This window comes from Thalassospira sp. ER-Se-21-Dark (assembly GCF_017922435.1).
Classification (GTDB): Bacteria; Pseudomonadota; Alphaproteobacteria; order Rhodospirillales; family Thalassospiraceae; genus Thalassospira.
The window spans coordinates 326,889-344,934 of sequence record NZ_VDEZ01000003.1 but is presented as its reverse complement, the minus strand read 5'-3'; the positions used below and the strand labels follow the sequence as shown (position 1 = coordinate 344,934).

The 18,046-nt window shown below is 55.7% G+C and carries 15 protein-coding genes; 10 read left to right on the top strand and 5 right to left on the bottom strand.

What is annotated here, in order from left to right:
- Nucleotides 1-37: 37 nt before the first annotated feature.
- Nucleotides 38-1,240: an imidazolonepropionase gene (gene hutI / locus FHI25_RS14235; protein ID WP_210518829.1), complete on the bottom strand. Its 1,203-nt coding sequence runs from the start codon at nucleotides 1,238-1,240 to the stop codon at nucleotides 38-40.
- Between the two features lie 82 nt (nucleotides 1,241-1,322).
- On the opposite strand from hutI, the gene FHI25_RS14230 reads away from it, so the two are divergent.
- Both FHI25_RS14230 and FHI25_RS14225 read left to right on the top strand, forming a co-directional pair.
- A complete protein-coding gene (locus FHI25_RS14230; RefSeq protein ID WP_210518827.1) occupies nucleotides 1,323-2,696 on the top strand; it encodes a formimidoylglutamate deiminase in 1,374 nt (457 codons plus the stop codon).
- Nucleotides 2,693-3,394: a GntR family transcriptional regulator gene (locus FHI25_RS14225; protein WP_210518825.1), complete on the top strand. Its 702-nt coding sequence runs from the start codon at nucleotides 2,693-2,695 to the stop codon at nucleotides 3,392-3,394. The genes FHI25_RS14230 and FHI25_RS14225 overlap by 4 nt, the downstream gene beginning before the upstream one ends.
- A gap of 11 nt (nucleotides 3,395-3,405) precedes the next feature.
- Here FHI25_RS14225 and FHI25_RS14220 read toward each other — a convergent pair whose 3' ends face one another.
- Nucleotides 3,406-4,323 carry a LysR family transcriptional regulator gene (locus tag FHI25_RS14220; RefSeq protein ID WP_210518823.1) on the bottom strand — a complete coding sequence of 306 codons (918 nt, stop codon included), beginning with the start codon at nucleotides 4,321-4,323 and terminating at the stop codon, nucleotides 3,406-3,408.
- A gap of 131 nt (nucleotides 4,324-4,454) precedes the next feature.
- On the opposite strand from FHI25_RS14220, the gene FHI25_RS14215 reads away from it, so the two are divergent.
- From FHI25_RS14215 to atzF, 5 genes are read left to right on the top strand one after another with little or no spacing between them, the layout of a single operon-like run.
- Nucleotides 4,455-6,059: an ABC transporter substrate-binding protein gene (locus FHI25_RS14215; protein WP_210518822.1), complete on the top strand. Its 1,605-nt coding sequence runs from the start codon at nucleotides 4,455-4,457 to the stop codon at nucleotides 6,057-6,059.
- Nucleotides 6,060-6,063: 4 nt separating this feature from the next.
- Complete coding sequence (locus FHI25_RS14210; protein WP_210518820.1) at nucleotides 6,064-7,089, top strand: ABC transporter permease; 1,026 nt, start codon at nucleotides 6,064-6,066, stop codon at nucleotides 7,087-7,089.
- Nucleotides 7,086-8,009, top strand: a complete 924-nt coding sequence (locus FHI25_RS14205) for an ABC transporter permease (protein ID WP_246879111.1) — start codon at nucleotides 7,086-7,088, stop codon at nucleotides 8,007-8,009. The genes FHI25_RS14210 and FHI25_RS14205 overlap by 4 nt, the downstream gene beginning before the upstream one ends.
- 3 nt (nucleotides 8,010-8,012) lie before the next feature.
- Entirely contained in the window at nucleotides 8,013-9,641 is a 1,629-nt protein-coding gene (locus tag FHI25_RS14200; RefSeq protein WP_210518818.1) for an ABC transporter ATP-binding protein, read from the top strand.
- Nucleotides 9,642-9,692: 51 nt separating this feature from the next.
- On the top strand, nucleotides 9,693-11,483 hold the full coding sequence (gene atzF, locus FHI25_RS14195; protein ID WP_246879110.1) for an allophanate hydrolase: 1,791 nt from the start codon (nucleotides 9,693-9,695) through the stop codon (nucleotides 11,481-11,483).
- A gap of 56 nt (nucleotides 11,484-11,539) precedes the next feature.
- Here atzF and FHI25_RS14190 read toward each other — a convergent pair whose 3' ends face one another.
- A complete protein-coding gene (locus FHI25_RS14190; RefSeq protein ID WP_210518814.1) occupies nucleotides 11,540-12,496 on the bottom strand; it encodes a D-2-hydroxyacid dehydrogenase family protein in 957 nt (318 codons plus the stop codon).
- 44 nt (nucleotides 12,497-12,540) lie between these two features.
- Nucleotides 12,541-13,203, bottom strand: a complete 663-nt coding sequence (locus tag FHI25_RS14185) for a dienelactone hydrolase family protein (protein ID WP_210518812.1) — start codon at nucleotides 13,201-13,203, stop codon at nucleotides 12,541-12,543.
- A gap of 492 nt (nucleotides 13,204-13,695) precedes the next feature.
- Here FHI25_RS14185 and FHI25_RS14180 point away from each other — a divergent pair, with 492 nt between their 5' ends.
- Both FHI25_RS14180 and FHI25_RS14175 read left to right on the top strand, forming a co-directional pair.
- Nucleotides 13,696-14,538: a fumarylacetoacetate hydrolase family protein gene (locus tag FHI25_RS14180; protein WP_210518810.1), complete on the top strand. Its 843-nt coding sequence runs from the start codon at nucleotides 13,696-13,698 to the stop codon at nucleotides 14,536-14,538.
- Nucleotides 14,539-14,875: 337 nt separating this feature from the next.
- A complete protein-coding gene (locus FHI25_RS14175; RefSeq protein WP_210518808.1) occupies nucleotides 14,876-15,283 on the top strand; it encodes a DUF2218 domain-containing protein in 408 nt (135 codons plus the stop codon).
- Between the two features lie 140 nt (nucleotides 15,284-15,423).
- On the opposite strand, the gene FHI25_RS14170 is transcribed toward FHI25_RS14175, so the two are convergent.
- Nucleotides 15,424-16,311 (bottom strand): LysR family transcriptional regulator, encoded by an 888-nt coding sequence (locus FHI25_RS14170; protein ID WP_210518806.1) that lies wholly within the window; start codon nucleotides 16,309-16,311, stop codon nucleotides 15,424-15,426.
- A 170-nt stretch (nucleotides 16,312-16,481) separates the two neighbouring features.
- Between FHI25_RS14170 and FHI25_RS14165 the strand changes: the two genes are divergently transcribed.
- Nucleotides 16,482-17,981 carry a CoA-acylating methylmalonate-semialdehyde dehydrogenase gene (locus tag FHI25_RS14165; protein ID WP_210518804.1) on the top strand — a complete coding sequence of 500 codons (1,500 nt, stop codon included), beginning with the start codon at nucleotides 16,482-16,484 and terminating at the stop codon, nucleotides 17,979-17,981.
- The last annotated feature ends 65 nt before the right edge of the window (nucleotides 17,982-18,046 follow it).

Below are 18,046 nucleotides of genomic sequence, written 5' to 3'. Positions count from 1 at the left end.
GTCACATGTTGATGCGGTGGCGCGGTTATCTTTGGGCTCAGGCGGCGGTGCTTTCACCGCCAATAATGCGTTCGAACAGCGGGTTGAACCCGATGCGGTATGCAAGCTCGGCCGGGTGTTTGGCATTCCAGATGGCAAGATCCGCCCGCAGTCCCGGCTTGATCCGACCGGTATCCGACAGGCCAAGGGCGCGCGCCGCATGGGCAGTCGCGCCAACAAGCGCTTCTTCCGGCGTCAGGCGGAACAGCGTGCAGGACATGTTCATGGTCAAAAGGATCGATGCCAGCGGCGATGAGCCGGGGTTGCAATCGGTTGCAATTGCCATCGGCACGCCGTGCTTGCGGAATGCGTCAATCGGCGGCAACTGGGTTTCATGCAGGGTGTAAAACGCACCGGGCAGAAGTACCGCAACCGAGCCTGCCTTGGCCATCGCCATCGCGTCTTCTTCGGTAGCGTATTCAATATGATCGACCGAAATCGCCCCATATTCGGCGGCCAGTTTGGTGCCGCCGATATTCGATAGCTGTTCGGCATGCAGTTTGACCGGAATGCCAAGCTCGCGGGCAACGTCAAACACGCGTTTGATCTGATCGGTGTTAAAGGCAATGCCTTCGCAGAAACCATCAACCGCGTCGACCAGCTCTTCAGCGTCGGCGGCTTTCAGGGCCGGAATGCAGACATCATCAATATAGCCGTCCGGGTTGTCTTTATATTCAACCGGCACCGCATGGGCGCCAAGGAAGGTGGTTTTGATCCGCACATTGCGATGATCGGCAATTTTCCGGGCTGCGCGCAGCATATTAAGCTCGGTCTCGCGATCAAGGCCATAGCCCGACTTGACCTCGATCACCGACACGCCCTCTGCCAGCAACGCATCGACGCGCGGCAGGGCGGATGTCAGAAGCTCCTCAATTGATGCTTCGCGGGTCGCCTTCACGGTCGAAACAATGCCGCCGCCGGCACGCGCAACTTCTTCATAGCTTGCACCCTTCAGGCGCATCTCGAATTCAACTGCGCGGTCGCCGCCATGGACAACATGGGTGTGGCAATCAATCAGGGCCGGGGTGATCAGGCGACCTTCAAGGTCACGCACTGGACCGTCAAGATATTCGGCCGGGATGGCGTCATCGGCACCGACCCAATCAATCAGGCCGTCCTTGATGGCAATCGCGCCGCACTCGATCAGGCCATAGCTGTCCTGATCCTCAATCGTGACGATTTTTGCGTTTCGAAGCAGCATCGCGAAGCATCACCCCTTGATAAGTTTGTTATTAAAGATAATATGTACGTACATAATATTTCTGTCAAGACGGGTAGAGGCAATGAAGGTTCTTTGGGCAAATCAGGCACTTACGACAGCAGGCTGGCAAGGCAATGTCCGGATCGAGATTGATGAGAATGGCAGAATTGCTGCGATTCAGGCCGATTCTGCTGCGCCGTCGGATGCCTCAAGCAAAACCGATATTCTTCTTCCGGCGATTGCAAACCTGCACAGCCACGCGTTTCAGCGCTCCATGGCGGGCCTGACGGAAAGGCGCGGGCCCGATCCGCGCGATACCTTCTGGACCTGGCGGCAATTGATGTTCCGCTTCCTTGATCAGCTCACCCCGGACCATGTCGAAGCCATCGCTGCTTTCGTGCAGATGGAAATGCTGGAGGCCGGTTACGCCAACAACACCGAATTCCATTACCTGCATCATCGGCCCGGCGGGCATTTGTATGACAATATCGCCGAGATGGCCGAACGCATTGCTGCCGCAACCGAAATCACCGGCATCGGCCTGACCCTTTTGCCGGTGCATTATCAATATGGCGGCTGTGACAAGCGCCCGCTTGGCCCCGGCCAGATCCGGTTTGGCAACGATCCCGATCAGTTTGCTAAATTGTATGAGGAATCAGTTCGGGCGATTAAAAATCTGCCCGCCGATACGGTGATGGGGGTTGCGCCACATTCCCTGCGTGCCGTTGGCCGTGAAGACCTGCTTGCGACCAGTCTTCTTTCCAAGGACGGACCGATCCACATGCATCTGGCCGAACAACTGGCCGAGGTGGATGAAGTGCGCGAAAGCTGGGGCAAGCGCCCGACAGAATGGCTGCTTGAAAATGCCGATGTGAATGCGAACTGGTGTTTGATCCACTGCACCCAGATGGAAGAACACGAAACGCTTGAACTGGCTAAAACCGGCGCGGTGGCGGGCCTGTGCCCGATCACCGAAAGCAGTCTGGGCGATGGGATCTTTGATGGCGTGCGCTATCTCAATGCCGGTGGCGTGATTGGTGTGGGATCGGATTCCAATATCCGCATTTCGCTCTCGGAAGAATTGCGAACTCTGGAATACAGCCAGCGCCTGCGCGATAATTCCCGCGCGGCTTTGGCAACCGAACAAAAATCGACCGCACGTCGTATCTATGACGCAGCGGCCAAGGGCGGCGCACAGGCCGCCGGGCGTGATTCAGGCCGGATCGAGGTCGGTGCACTGGCCGATTTGATGGCGCTGGATGGTTCGGCGGTTGACCTGATCGGTCGGACAGGCGATACGATCCTCGATACATATATCTTTGCCGGAGATGATCGCATGGTGCGTGATGTCTGGTCGGCCGGTCGCCATGTCGTGACCGAGGGCCGCCACATCGCCCATGACGCGATCACCAACCGGTATCGCAAGGTGATGGAACAACTCAAGGAAGCAGTGTGAACAGCCTGGAACAGCAAAGCTGGCAATCCGTCCATGACGAGGTTTTGCGCCGCATTCATACCCGTGAGTGGAAACCCGGCGACCTGATCCCCAAGGAAGTCGAACTTGCCGAGCAACTTGGCTGTGCGCGTGCCACGGTAAACCGTGCGCTGCGTGAACTGGCATCTGAGGGCTTCCTCGATCGCAGGCGCAAGGCGGGCACGCGCGTGGCAGCTCACCCGGTGCGGCGCGCCAAGCTTGATATTCCGGTCATCCGACTTGAGATCGAAGGGCGCGGGCAGAAATATGCCTATGGCCTGCTGTTTAGCGAACGGCGCACACCGCCGCCTGAAATCTGCGCCAATCTGGGTGTCACGGCCGATAGCGATATGCTGCATATCACCTCGCTCCATCTGGCCGATGGCAAGCCGTTCATGTTCGAAGATCGCTGGGTGTCGATTGCCGCAACGCCGACGATCCTTGATGCCGATCTTGAGAAAATCAGTGCCAATGAATGGCTGGTTTTGCATGCGCCCTATACGCGCGGCGATATCTATTTTTCCGCCGTCAGCGCCAGCGCGGCCGAGGCCAAGGTGCTGCGCACCGATCCCGGCACATCGCTTTTCCTTATGGAACGTACCACTTGGGAAAATAACACCGGCATCACATCGGCCAGGCTTCTGTTTGCCCCAGGCTATCGCAAACATTCTGCGATCTGATTTTGGCAAGGTTAGCGCCATGCTTCGCGGCTGGTCTGATAGTCCTTAAGCGCATTGGCAAGCTGCATGGCGAAGCGTGCTGATGCAACAGGCAAAGTCCGCCCGCGCATCTGGCCCAGGATCAAGCTACCAGCCGGTACATCTCGCTCCGAAATCGGGCGGAATACAAGTTTTCCGTCATCTGGTTCGCGCAAGCCAATGGGAATTTGAAAGCCAACGGCATTCTCGTGAATGACGTAGTGGCGGATCAACTCGAAGCTTTCTGTTTCGACAACCGGTGAAACGTGGCGGGAGCCGCGACGCGCTGCAAAATCCAGCAAATGACGAACCCCGAAACGATGGGTCGGTGCGACATGTGGCACATCAAGGCAGTCGCGCAAGCGTATTTCATCGCGGATCGCCAACGGGTGATCAGCACGCATCACCACATCAACGGTCTGCGGAATGGTATGGATTACTTCGAAATCGACGAGATAGATCGGCTCGAATACCAGTGCCAGATCGCTCGAATATGTCGCCAGTTCCTGTTCGGCCTGTGCACGATCACGCACATTGACGCTAAAGGTCACCCCGGGGTGTTCTGCGCGATATTTTGCAATCTGTTCGGGCAGGAAATAGGGCAACAAAGCCTGTGAACAGGCAATGGAAACATGGCCGCGACGCTCGCCCGACAGATCGGCAACCTGCCCTTGGACCCGCTCAAGGTCGGATGCCATGGCACGATAGTGATGAAGCAGAAGTTCCCCGGCGGGGTTTAGACGCACACCACTGGGCAAACGTTCAAACAGCTCTGCGCCAAATTCTTCCTCAAACCCGTTGATACGGCGATTCAGGGCAGATGCCGTCAGGTTCATATCTTCGGCGGCCTTACGCATTGATCCCGCGCGCGCCACAGCTTCGATCAGGCGAAAAGTCTGCAAATACCTCATGAATCTCTCATTTCCATGGGTGGTGCATTTTTTGCACCGCATTGGTGAATTCATAGCAGTTTTCGCGAACGCAAAAAACTGCAAACTGAAATCAATGGATTCACAGAAGCTGTTAATGGGGGTTTTCGAAGATGCTTACGAGACGTAATTTCCTAAAGGGTAGTGCGCTGGTTGCGGGTACCCTTCCATTTGCCAAGACGTTTTCCGCAATGGCCGCAAGTAGCGATACCTTGGTCGCGGTATCTGCTCAGACGGTTAACAGCCTTGATCTGCATCGGACCGGCACGAACCGGGCCAGCTATCAGATCGCAGTAAACTGTTATGATCGTCTGGTGTCATTCGGCACCAAACCGGCAGAAGGCGGTGGATTGTCTTACGACTATTCGGAAATCGTACCGGAACTGGCCGAAAGCTGGACTTTCTCGGATGACGGCCTGACGATGACCTTCAAGCTGAAATCCGATGCAGTTTTCAACGATGGCAGCAAGGTCACCGCCGCCGACGTCAAATGGTCATTTGACCGCGCCGTCAGTGTTGGTGGTTTCCCGACAGTACAGATGAAGGCCGGTGGTTTTTCGCGCCCGGACCAGTTCGAAGCCGTTGACGACGAAACCTTTGTTATCAAGCTCGATCAGCCATCCAAACTGTCTCTGCCTGATCTTGCCGTCCCCGTTCCCTTTATCATCAATTCCAAAGTCGCTATGGAACATGCCACCACGGATGATCCCTGGGCGATGGAATACCTGCACCTCAATACGATCGGTTCAGGTGCCTACACGGTTTCGCGTTGGGATGCCGGCCAACAGGTTGTCTTTGAACGCAATGACAACTGGGTTGGTGGCCCGACCCCGCCGGTCCGTCGTGTGATCATGCGCGAAGTTCCATCAGCAGCAACCAGCCGTGCACTGATTGAACGCGGCGACGTTCAGGTTGCTTTCAACATTCCGGACAAGGATGCCGCCGAACTCGCCGATAAGGTCACGGTCTACTCGACCCCGATTGAAAACTGCATTCATGCGCTGTGCCTGAACACCAAGTTCGAGCCATTCCAGGACCCGGATGTGCGAAAGGCAATTGCCTACGTTGTCCCATATGAAGCGATCTTTAACGCTGCTGCTTATGGTCGTGGTGCGCCGCTTTGGGGAGGTGAGGAAAAGGCAACCGATATCGCTTGGCCCCGCAAATCGCCCTACGACACCAATATGGAAAAAGCCCAGGAGCATATGGCGAAGTCGGGCTTTGCCAATGGCTTCGAGACCAAGCTTTCCATCTCGACTGACCTTTCATCCTGGATGGAGCCAGCAGCTCTTTTGATCCAGGAAGCGGTTGGCAAACTTGGCATCAAGGTTGAGATCGAAAAAATCCCGGGGGCAAACTGGCGTACGGCCGCATTGGTTGAAAAGCGCCTTGATTTCCATCTGGAAAACTTTGGTGGCTGGCTCAATACACCGGATTACTATTTCTTCTGGGCCTATCAGGAAGGTCATCTGTTCAACTCGTCGAACTATTCCAACCCTGAAGTCGAACAGCTCACGAACGAAACCCTGCATATGGCGATGGATGATCCCGAATATGCGCCAAAAATCATGCGTATGATCGATATCGTTCACGAAGACCTGCCGCGTATCCCGCTTTGGCAGCCGGCCCTGAACGTCGCGCTGAACGGGGCAGGGGGCTACGAATTCTGGTTCCATCGTCAGCTCGATATTCGCGGCCTGACCACGGTTGAAAGCTAAGATCATGGCAGTCCGGGGAACCAGTATTCTGACACGTATCGCACAGGCCATACCCGTCCTGTTCGGGGTCATTGTCATCAGCTTTGTCCTCACACGTGCCTTGCCTGGTGACCCGGCTGTCCAGTTTGCCGGGATCATGGCAACGCCCGAAACCATCGAGGAAACACGGGCGAAGCTTGGTCTCGACAAACCCTTGCCTGAACAGTTTGTCATCTATCTGGGACAATTGTTTCAGGGTGATCTGGGCCAGTCTGTCTCTACCGGGCGACCGGTTCTGACCGAACTGGCCAGCCGCCTGCCGGCATCACTTGAACTGACATTGAGCGCATTGATCCTGTCCTGCCTTGTGGCCGTTCCCCTGGGGGTTCTGGCCGCAACCCGCCCAGGCAGCTGGATTGATCAGATTTGTCGTTTGCTGGTGACAATGGGTGTGTCACTGCCGACCTTCTTTACCGGCGTGATGCTGATTTACATCTTCTACTACCTGCTGGGCATTTCGCCTTCACCGCTGGGGCGGCTTGATTTCGTCTATCTTGATCCACCGCATGTAACGGGTTTCTTCCTGATTGATGCCGCACTGGTCGGCGATTGGGAAACCTGGTTTGGTGCGCTCAAACAGCTCATTCTGCCTGCCGTCACCCTTGCGTTATTTACCCTTGCTCCAATTGCGCGCATGACCCGTGCGGCAATGCTTTCGGCCCTGTCATCGGATTATATCCGTACCGCGCGTGCAGCCGGGCTCGGATCGGGGCGCATTCTTTATGGCTATGCCTTCCGCAACGCTCTTCTGCCCGTGGTGACAACGCTTGGCATGGTGTTTTCTTTCGTCCTTGGCGCGAATGTTCTTGTCGAAAAAGTCTTCGCCTGGCCGGGCATCGGCTCCTACGCAGTCGAAGCCCTGATCGTCTCCGACTACGCCGCTGTCCAGGGCTTTGTTCTGGCGATGGCGTTTCTTTTCGTCTTCCTCAACCTTGTGATCGATCTGGCCTACTCGCTGATTGATCCGCGTTTCGGGACTTCCGGGAAATGAACAAGATGGTGTCATCAGCGACCGATACAGCCATTGCGGCAACGAACGATCCGTCGGCCAGCACACAGCAATCAAAGTCCGGGTCATTGGCGCACATCATCTATGTGTTACGCGAAAACCCGGTAACCGCAGTTGCCTTTGCCATGTTTGGCCTTTTGATCTTCGCCGCAGTCTTCGGACCTTTGATCGTGCCTTACGATCCGTTGGCAACCGATGCGGCAAGCGTCTTGCAACCGCCGTCCCTGACGCACTGGTTCGGGACAGACAATCTTGGCCGTGATGTCTTTAGCCGTGTGGTTGTCGCTACCCGTCTTGATCTGGTGATCTCGGTCGCGGCTGTCGCACTGTCATTTGTGATCGGATCGTTTTTGGGCGCAATTGCCGGCTATCGCGGCGGATGGACGGATATCACGCTGAACCGCGTCCTTGATACGATCATGGCATTTCCGTTGTTTGTTCTGGCGATGGGGGTGGTTGCAGCCCTTGGCAATTCGGTTGCCAATATCATTTACGCAACGGCGATCATCAATATCCCGTTCTATGCCCGCCTTGTCCGGGCCGAGGTCAATATTCGCCGCAATGCAGGCTTTACCCTCGCTGCCAAACTGTCGGGCAATAGCGATGCACGTATCTTGGCCTTTCATATCTTTCCCAATGCCTTGCCGCCAATGATGGTTCAGGTATCGCTCAACCTTGGCTGGGCGATCCTGAATGCTGCGGGCCTTAGCTTCATTGGTCTGGGTGTAAGGCCACCGACCCCGGAATGGGGGATCATGGTGGCCGAGGGGGCGAACTTCATCGTGTCAGGTGAATGGTGGTTGGCACTGTTCCCGGGTCTTTCACTGATGATTGCGGTTTTGACGTTTAACCTGATGGGCGATGGTCTGCGCGATATCGTCGATCCGCGCCGGAGAACTTAAGCCATGCTTTCCATCAAGGGGCTCAGCGTTGCCTTCCGCACACGAAATGGCGAAGTCAATGCGGTAAAGGGGATCGATTTTGAACTGGCAAAAGGCGAACGCTTTGGGATTGTTGGTGAAAGTGGATCGGGCAAGTCGGTTACATCCTATGCGCTGATGCGTATTCTTGATGCAGGTGGACAGATCAAGGCTGGCGACGCGGTTTATAGCGGTGTTGATCTGCGCAACGCATCCGAACGCGACATGCGTGACATCCGCGGGCGCGAGATCAGCATGATTTTCCAGAACCCGCGTGCGGCCCTTAATCCGATCCGAAAAGTCGGCCATCAGATCGAAGATGTCTTGCGCCGCCATAGCCGCGCGACCCGCCACAATGCCAAAGCAAAGGCAATTGAAGCACTCGAAGCGGTTAAAATTCGTGACGCTGCCGCGCGCTATGAAGCCTACCCGTTCGAACTTTCCGGCGGCATGTGTCAGCGTGTTGTCATTGCCCTTGCACTTGCCTGTGATCCCAAACTGATCATCGCGGACGAGCCGACAACAGGGCTTGATATCACCACCCAGAAAGCTGTGATGGACCTCGTTGATGATTTGGTTCGCGCGCGCGGCATGTCATCCATCCTGATCACGCACGATCTGGGGCTGGCATCACAATATTGCGACCGGATTGTCGTGATGAAGGACGGTCTGATTGTTGAAGCAGGCGATCCGGTCAGGCTGTTTACCGATCCTCAGCATCCCTACACGCAAAAGCTGGTTCACGCGACGCCAAGACGGACGGGCAGCATTCGGTCCCTGTTGCCCGAGGGTGAGCGCCCCGAACTTGAACCCCATGTGATTGGTGAAAAGCCTCTGATCGATGTCGTCAATCTTTCAAAGACATACCAGGGCAAAAGCGGACCGGTTCATGCTGTAAAGAAACTCAGTTTTACCGTCCACGAAGGTGAAAGTGTCGGTCTGGTCGGCGAGTCCGGCTGCGGCAAATCAACCACGTCCTCGATGCTCGTACGCCTGCTTGATTCGACATCAGGCAGCATCTTTTATCGCGGCGAAGATATCGCTTCTCTCCCGGCAGCGACCTTTGCCAAGCACCCGTTGCGTTCGAAAATACAAATGGTATTCCAAGATGCAACGGACAGCTTGAACCCCCGCTTTACGGCGCGTCAGGCGATTGCCGACCCGCTACAAAGACTGATGGGGATGCGCGGTCTTGAAATGAACAAGCGCACAGAAGAACTGGCCGAAATGACAGGTTTTCCAAACCATCTTCTCGACCGGTTCCCCCATCAGCTTTCCGGTGGTCAAAAAGCGCGTGTCGGAGTTGCGCGGGCACTTGCAACCGACCCGGACTTTCTGATTCTGGATGAACCGACAGCTGCACTCGATGTTTCAATTCAGGCACTTGTTCTCAATCTGCTGGCGGATCTTCGTGCACGACTTGGCATCAGTTACCTGTTTGTCAGCCATGATCTGAACGTTGTCCGACTGCTGTGTGACCACGTGATTGTCATGCAGAACGGCAGCATCGTTGAGTCCGGCCCGGTTGCGACAGTCATGGAAAACCCGAGCCATCCTTATACCCGCGAACTGCTTTCGGCGGCACCTCAGGCCCCGGAACGTGAGATCGCCTGACCTCAGATTCACTCCGAAATTTTAAACAACGCCACACACGGAATGCCAAACATGATTGCTGATCTTCCCTTTACTCTTGCCGCCTTGCGGCAGGCATATGCATCCGGTTTGTCTCCTGTTGATGTCATCAAAGAAGCATTTCGCCGACTGGATGGGACCAATGACCCGGGCATCTTTATTCATGCGGCCCGTGATGCTGCCCTTGCCGCGGCAAAGGAACTGGGCAGCTATGACGGGCGCCCCTTGTGGGGAATTCCCTTTGTCGCCAAGGACAATATTGATGTGGCGGGAATGCCCACAACTGCGGCCTGCCCCGATTTCGCCTATGACGCGACCGAAGATGCATTTGTCATTGCCGAACTTAAGGCCGCCGGTGCAATTTGCCTGGGCAAGGCCAACCTCGACCAATTCGCCACAGGGCTGGTTGGTGTCAGAAGCCCGTATCCTGTTCCGAAAAATGCCATTGATCCGGCAATTGTACCAGGCGGATCATCATCGGGGTCGGCCGTCGCTGTTGCACAGGGTATTGCGACCTTTTCACTTGGAACCGATACCGCCGGGTCGGGCCGCGTGCCCGCAGCACTCAATAGCATTGTCGGCCTGAAACCAACCCTTGGCGCACTGTCTGCAACCGGTGTGGTCCCGGCCTGTAGAACGCTTGATACGATTTCCATCTTCGCCCTGACAGTGTCGGATGCCTGGAATGTGTTTGAGGTTGCCTCGAAATACGATCCAAAGGACGCCTATTCGAGAAAGATGCCTGACAGTGGCGGACTTCGGGCAGTTTCCCCTATGCGAATTGCGGTTCCCAATGCCAAAACGCTCGAGACATTTGGGGATGCCGTCCAGCGGGATCACTTCCATCAGGATGTCAGAAAGCTCTCAGAGCTGGGCTGTGAGGTCACCGAGATTGACTTCACGCCGTTCTATAATGTCGCGAAGATGCTTTATGAGGGGGCTTGGGTTGCTGAACGTGTTGCTGCTGTTGGCGCGCGGCTGATTGATGCGCCCGAAACCCTGCACGCGACCACGCTGGCTATTCTTGAACCGGGGTTGAAGCTATCTGCTGCTGATGCCTTTAACGGAATGTACCGGCTGAAGGATCTGGCACGCGAATGCGAATTTGCACTGGCCGGGATTGATGCGATCTGTGTCCCGACCATTCCGCACTTTGTTAGTGTCGAAGATATTGCAGCGGACCCGATTGGACCGAATTCAAGGCTTGGCACCTATACCAACTTCGTCAATTTGCTTGATATGTGCGGTATCGCCGTCCCGACTGGCGCGCGCAGTGATGGGCGACCAGGCAGCCTGACCATCCTCGCGCGCAAAGGTGAAGACGTGCTCGTCGCATCACTTGCATCTGCAATCGAAGATGGCGTTGTCGGGGCTACCGGATGGGAACGCACAAAAATCGCCTTGCCGGCCGACCAGGTCAGAAAAGACGAAATCGGCATGGTGGTCTGTGGCGCGCACATGTCCGGTTTACCGCTCAATAGCGAACTCACCAGTCGTGGGGCGCGCATGCTGCGCAAAACCAAAACAGCTGCGAAATATGGTTTCTACGCTCTTGCTGGTGGGCCACCGAAACGTCCGGGCATGGTCGCCTTGGCCGATGGTGGCGGCGGCGCTATCGAGGTGGAAGTCTGGGCATTACCAAAGTCCGAGGTTGGCAGCTTCCTTGCCGGAATTCCGTCTCCTCTATGTCTGGGCTCGGTGGAGCTTGAAGATGGGACCTTCGAAAAAGGTTTTCTGTGTGAAAGTGCCGGCCTTGCCGGGGCAACCGAAATCACCGGGCTTGGTAGCTGGCGGGCGTATATTGATCAGATAAACAATCAGTAGACCGAGGGCGGCTAGCAGGATCGGAACCCAATCCTTTTTGGGCAGACCAGTCGCAATCAGCTTGGATTGATCACCCGGACTGGTTTGCCGTTTTGCCAGGCCAAAATGGCCTCGACCGTCTGGCTGTAAAACACGTTCCAGGTATTGCGGGTGACATAGCCAAGATGCGGGCTTAGCAACAGGCCATCACAATGGCGCAGGGGATGCGACACAGGTAGCGGTTCGTGGTCATAGACATCGAGTGCAGCACCCGCAATCTCTCCGTTGTTGAGCGCGTCAATCAGGGCAGTATCATCAATGATCGGGCCGCGTGATGTGTTGATCAGATAGGCGGTTGGCTTCATCTGATTGAGCTCATTCGTACCAATCAGGCCATGGGTGCGATCAGACAGGCGTTGATGGATGGTGACGAAATCCGACGCGCGTAGCAAATCCTCCTTGGTTGTCATATGGGTCACGCCCAACTCGTCGCAGCGTTCCTGCGTCAGATTGGCGCTCCAGGCGCAGACATGCATGTCAAAGGCCTGCGCCATTTTCGTGACCTTTGCGCCCAACCGTCCAAGCCCGATAATCCCCAAGGTCGAACCTGCAAGATCCTGACCGATCCCGACCTGCCAGCCGCCAGCGCGCATCGATGCGTTTTCCGCGATGAGATTGCGGGCAAGTGCCAGCATCAGGGCAAAGGTCAGTTCCGGCGTTGCCGTGGATGGGGATTCTGTGCCGCAAACCGTGATGCCCAGTTCACTTGCGGTCGCGACATCAATTGCGTCATTGCGCTTGCCGGTGGTTACGATCAGCCGCAGGTTCGGAAGCGCGCGCAAAATGTCGCCCGCAAGAGCTGTGCGTTCACGCATGACACACAGAACGTCAAACGGCTCAAGGCGGCTGATCAGATCGCCTGTATTGCAAACATGATCGTCAAATACGGTAATCTCGCCGTGATTTTGGACCTCAGTCCAGTCGGCCGACTGCAGGGCGATGTTTTGATAGTCATCAAGAATGGCAATACGCATCAGGGCTGTGTTTCCAATGGGTCAGGGCTGGGGTTCTGGTCACGTCAGTCTGCGATATGAAGGGCAAGAAATTCGGCTGTGCGGGCATGCGCAACTTCGGCGGCCGCTTCGACATAGGCGGATGGACGTGCTTCGTTGGCAAAGGCATGACCGGCTTCATACATATGTACTTCCATGTCGGGTAGCGCCGCCTTGGCGTCTTCGATCATCTCCATCGGGACGTGCCCATCAGACAGGCCGAAATGTGCCAGAAATGGCGTGTGCAGGGGCTTGTCAAGGTATTGGTCGATACGTGTGCCATAGAATGAAACACCCGCCGCGATACCAAGACATTGGGCACCGCGCAGCGCCAACCCGCCGCCCCAGCAAAAGCCGATCACGCCAACCTTGCCACCCTTGGCAGACAGTGCGCGGGCGGCGGCATCGATGTCGGTCAGGGTGTTTGACAACTCGGACGCCATCATCAACGCACGCGCCCGATCAAAATCGTTGAAGTCCACAACCGCGCCACGCTCCACCCGGTCAAACAGGGCAGGGATGGCAACCTCGTAACCCAGGGCGGCATATTTGCGCGCAACCCCCTTGAGCTGTTCGGTGACGCCAAAGATTTCCTGCAGGATTACAATCGCGCCGCGTCTTGCACCAACGGGTGGCTCAAACCAACAATCAAGCTCGTGCCCGTCAGCTGCGGTAAGGGTCTCCATCATGTCCTGTCGTTTCCTTTCTCGGCGCAGAGGTCTTTTCGGTGATGATATCGAATTGCGGGCCGAGAACAATCATCATGGTCACTGCGGATAATGTATTCTCAATTGGCTTGCCCTTTGGGATCATGATGTGACATCACTAAGGTATGAGGAATAAATCGTTCTTTTTGTGGGACTTGGCTTGTGCAGGACCCAGAAAGAACCCTCGTGACGATATAGGGTCCAAACTCATTCAAATGACGGACCCGGCAATTGATATGAGAGAAATGACAAGGAAAAGCCCGCAGATCGGTGTGATCCCCGGTCAAGGGCTTTGACGCAGAGGCTTTCTCTCATATCAATTGTCCTTTGGATCACCCGGATTTGCACGGGCCACTTTGTCGCAAAACCTTGAAAGATACATATCTTCCTGCGGTTTTGCTTCGCGTATCCGCACAAATCCGGGTGACCGGGACGATTATTTGAATGAGTTTGGACCCTAAGGAGAGAGAATTCATGAAGCTTTTGCGCTATGGCCCGGTCTGGGCGGAGAAACCGGGGCTTTGTGATGCGGATGGCGTAATCCGCGATCTTTCCAGCGTGATTGATGATCTTGATCCGACCACGATTTCCGATGAAACCTTTGCACGTATTGCCGCACTTGACCCGGAAAGCCTGCCGGTCGTGTCGGGTGATCCGCGCATTGGCGCCTGTGTCGGGCGGCCCGGCAAATTTATCTGCATCGGTTTGAACTATTCTGACCATGCGCAAGAAGCAGGTATGGAACTGCCGCCAGAACCGATCATTTTCCTGAAGGCAACTTCGGCCGTTTGTGGTCCGAATGATACGATCGAAATTCCACGCGGTTCGACCAAAACCGATTGGGAAGTCGAACTGGGCGTGGTGATCGGCAAGCACACCAAATATGTCGACGAGGCCGATGCGCTTGATCATGTCGCAGGTTACTGCTTGATCAATGATGTTTCCGAGCGCGCGTTTCAGCTCGAACATTCCGGCCAGTGGGTGAAGGGCAAAAGTGCCGATACCTTCGGCCCGATTGGTCCGTGGCTTGTCACCCGCGATCAGATTGCCGATCCACAAAACCTCTCCATGTGGCTCGATGTGAATGGCAAGCGTTATCAGGACGGCAGCACCAAAACCATGGCCTATGGTGTCGCGTTCGTCGTCAGCTATCTGTCGCGTTTCATGAGTCTGCAACCCGGTGACATCATCTCGACCGGCACCCCGCCGGGTGTGGGTATGGGGCAAAACCCGCCGGTGTACCTCAAACCCGGTGACGTGATGGAACTGGGAATCGATGGTTTGGGCGCGCAGCGTCAGGAAGTCGTTCAGGGCTAGGTAACGCTGCCACGCAAATATCGGGATGCAGCAATCGAGATCACGTCACAGCAATGTGATCTCGAACGCATTCCTTTGTTAGATCACGGTTTTCTGCGATGATCTGCGTGATCTGGCGGATCATCGCGCAAATATTTCAGAAATTTTTGCCGACAGACTTGCGCTTTGCCCGATTCAGGACATTTTTGTCAGGACAAAGTGCATTGACGTTCTTCTGTGATGTGCGATAAATGACTAGTAGTCATTATTGTTCAGTGCTTAAGCAATGTGAAATGCGTGTCCAAGGGGTATGGGGATACCGTGCGCATAAAGCGCCCTTACAGGATTGGTGATGCACATGTCTAATCTGGCGATCAAAGTGAACGAGTCTTGGCCGGTTTCGGTCAATCCGATGGATGTTTCAGTTGATGAGGCTGGCCCTGTGTCTCGGACTTCAAAGGCACAGGATGGTGTCGGTAGCTTTGCGTTTGCAGATATCTATTTGCGCGGCGCGCCTTGCTTTCTCAAGGGGATGATGCTGCAAGCCCGTGGCGAAGACGTCAAGGGCACCCTGCGCAAACCCGATGCTGGTGTACTGGCATTTGAAAATGGTGCGTGCGAACTGACGGCGACGCCGCTGTTTCTGACAGTTGCGATGTCTGCGGCCGATGAACACAGCCTTGCAGATATGCAGGCTTATTTCGAAGACAAGCTGCGGACCCTGTCGCCGCAGACCAAAATCGAAATTGACTGGCGAAATAAATGACCAGACGTCACTTTTTGGTGATCAAAAAGCCCGTTCAGGATTGAGCGGGCTTTTGTTTTGTCTGCCTGGTCGCAACGGGTATGTGATCGCGATCCGCTGTGCGCATTCAGGCCGGTGCCGTTGACGGCAATTGTGTGTTCTCAGCTCATGATAAACCGATCACGAGCCCCACGTACTACGCGCGTTATATGATCGACAATGGCTGCGACACTGCGCGTATCCTTGGTGTCCGGGTGCTGGAGCATCCAGTAGTTGCGGGTGAAACGGATTTCAGGCAGCAGGCGGACGAGGTCGGGAATGCCTTCGGTGGCGTAGTCGTGCAGGATACCGATGCCGTATCCGTTCCGCACCGCCTCCATCTGGGCCACCACACTGCCGCATTCAAATCGGCGTTTCATCAGTTTGCCAAGGCGGGCGGCGTAATCCAGTGCGCGACTGTAAATCAGATCCTCGATATGGGTGACAAACAGGCGGTCTGTCAGATCGGCCTCGGTTTTGACCGGACCAAAACGTTCGATATAGGATTTGCTGGCATAGACACTGAGTGTGTAGTCGGTGAGTTTACTGATCACCAGGCACCCTTGCTTGGGGCGATCCAGCGTGATCGCGATATCGGCTTCGCGTTGGGATAGTGAGAATGTGCGTGGCAGCGGCACCAGTTGGATCACAAGATCCGGGTGGTTTGATGCAAAGTGAGCCAACTCACTTGCCAGAAAATAGTTGCCTAGTCCATCGGGGACGCCGACGCGGACCGTGCCGCTGATCAGCTCTGACTGGTTGGAAACGGCGGTGCCAGCACGCAAAAAAGCCGACTCTGCGGCCTCTGCTGCCTGCATCAATTCCCTTCCCGCCGGGGTCAGGTCCGATCCGGTGGTGCGCCGTTCAATCAGTTTGGTGCCAAGTTCCTGTTCAAGCGCGGTCAGCTGGCGGCCCACCGTCGCGTGGTTCAGGCCAAGCTGCCGGGCGGCGGCAAGGATCTGACCTTGGCGGGCAACAGCCAGAAAGATGCGGAAGCGATCCCAATCCATGATGGGTGTGATCCTGTCATGACTTTAATTTTTGCACATCAAATTTGCGGAAATGATAATTGATGTGCATCCCTGTGCATAGTCATAATGGGTACAGGTTATTAAGGGGGAAGACCCCCACTTATATTAAGATCGTCCCAGTGATCATCAGGTTTATCGGGAGAAACCCAATGGCAAACCAACTTACCCATTATATCAACGGCAAACGCGTTGCCGGTAACTCCGGCCGTTCGGCACCGGTTTTCAATCCGGCAACAGGCGCACAGAGTGCGACGGTTGATCTGGCATCCAAGGCCGAGGTCCGTGCCGCTGTTGAATCCGCGTCCGCCGTTGCCGCCGAATGGGCCGCAACCACGCCGCTGCGTCGTGCACGTATTCTGAACAAATTCCTCGGTATCCTCGAAGATCGCTCCGAAGAACTGGCCGCCGCCATCACGGCTGAGCATGGCAAGGTTCTGTCCGATGCGCTGGGTGAAGTCACCCGCGGGATCGAGGTTGTTGAGTTTGCCACCGGTGCGCCGCAGCTGCTGAAAGGTGAGTTCACCGAAAATGTCGGCACCAAGGTCGATAGTCATTCCATCCGTCAGCCGCTGGGCATCGTTGCCGGCATCACGCCGTTCAACTTCCCGGCCATGGTGCCGATGTGGATGTTCCCGGTCGCCCTTGCCTGCGGTAACTGCTTTATCCTCAAGCCATCAGAGCGTGATCCGTCTGCATCCCTTCTGCTGGCCGAATGGCTGACCGAAGCCGGTCTTCCCGATGGCGTGTTCAACGTTGTTCAGGGTGACAAGGAAGCGGTGGATGCGCTTTTGTTTGATCCGGATGTTTCGGCCATCAGCTTTGTCGGCTCCACCCCGATTGCCAAATACATCTATGAAACCGCGACCGCACAGGGCAAACGTTGCCAGGCCCTTGGTGGTGCGAAAAACCACATGATCATCATGCCCGATGCCGATATGGATCAGGCGGTCGATGCCCTGATGGGCGCTGCGTACGGATCGGCTGGCGAACGTTGCATGGCAATCTCGGTAGCGGTGCCGGTTGGCAAGAAAACCGCCGATACCCTGATCGAAAAGCTGGTTCCGCGCATCAATGAACTGCGCGTGGCACCGGGTATTGATCCGGCGGCCGAAATGGGCCCGCTTGTGACCGCCGCCCACCGCGACAAGGTTGTCGGCTATATCAACAAGGGTGTCGAAGAAGGTGCCAAGCTGGTGGTCGATGGCCGTGACATCAAACTGCAGGGCTATGAAGACGGTTACTTCGTCGGTGGTACCCTGTTTGATGACGTCACCCCGGATATGAGCATCTACAAGGAAGAGATCTTTGGCCCGGTTTTGTCGGTTGTGCGTACCGATGACTTCGAAACCGCTGCCAACCTTGTTGATGACCATGAATATGGCAATGGCACCGCGATCTTCACCCGCGATGGTGATACCGCCCGTGAATTTGCCGCACGCACCCAGACCGGCATGGTTGGCATCAACGTGCCGATCCCTGTCCCGATGGCTTTCCATTCGTTTGGTGGCTGGAAAGCATCGCTGTTTGGCGACCATCACATGCATGGCCCGGAAGGTGTACGGTTCTATACCAAGCTTAAAACCATCACCACGCGTTGGCCGACCGGCATTCGCAAGGGTGCTGAGTTCGTCATGCCGACCATGAAATAAGCGATGAAATAAGCATTGCACTCATTGCAGTATCAAAGGGCGCGCAAAGCCAAATTTGCGCGCCC

Bases quoted from the DNA above. Each gene is read 5' to 3' on its own strand.
- hutI (WP_210518829.1), bottom strand. From the start codon at position 1,240: ATGCTGCTTCGAAACGCAAAAATCGTCACGATTGAGGATCAGGACAGC.
- FHI25_RS14230 (WP_210518827.1), top strand. From the start codon at position 1,323: ATGAAGGTTCTTTGGGCAAATCAGGCACTTACGACAGCAGGCTGGCAA.
- FHI25_RS14220 (WP_210518823.1), bottom strand. From the start codon at position 4,323: ATGAGGTATTTGCAGACTTTTCGCCTGATCGAAGCTGTGGCGCGCGCG.
- FHI25_RS14215 (WP_210518822.1), top strand. From the start codon at position 4,455: ATGCTTACGAGACGTAATTTCCTAAAGGGTAGTGCGCTGGTTGCGGGT.
- FHI25_RS14210 (WP_210518820.1), top strand. From the start codon at position 6,064: ATGGCAGTCCGGGGAACCAGTATTCTGACACGTATCGCACAGGCCATA.
- FHI25_RS14205 (WP_246879111.1), top strand. From the start codon at position 7,086: ATGAACAAGATGGTGTCATCAGCGACCGATACAGCCATTGCGGCAACG.
- FHI25_RS14200 (WP_210518818.1), top strand. From the start codon at position 8,013: ATGCTTTCCATCAAGGGGCTCAGCGTTGCCTTCCGCACACGAAATGGC.
- atzF (WP_246879110.1), top strand. From the start codon at position 9,693: ATGATTGCTGATCTTCCCTTTACTCTTGCCGCCTTGCGGCAGGCATAT.
- FHI25_RS14190 (WP_210518814.1), bottom strand. From the start codon at position 12,496: ATGCGTATTGCCATTCTTGATGACTATCAAAACATCGCCCTGCAGTCG.
- FHI25_RS14185 (WP_210518812.1), bottom strand. From the start codon at position 13,203: ATGATGGAGACCCTTACCGCAGCTGACGGGCACGAGCTTGATTGTTGG.
- FHI25_RS14180 (WP_210518810.1), top strand. From the start codon at position 13,696: ATGAAGCTTTTGCGCTATGGCCCGGTCTGGGCGGAGAAACCGGGGCTT.
- FHI25_RS14175 (WP_210518808.1), top strand. From the start codon at position 14,876: ATGTCTAATCTGGCGATCAAAGTGAACGAGTCTTGGCCGGTTTCGGTC.
- FHI25_RS14170 (WP_210518806.1), bottom strand. From the start codon at position 16,311: ATGGATTGGGATCGCTTCCGCATCTTTCTGGCTGTTGCCCGCCAAGGT.
- FHI25_RS14165 (WP_210518804.1), top strand. From the start codon at position 16,482: ATGGCAAACCAACTTACCCATTATATCAACGGCAAACGCGTTGCCGGT.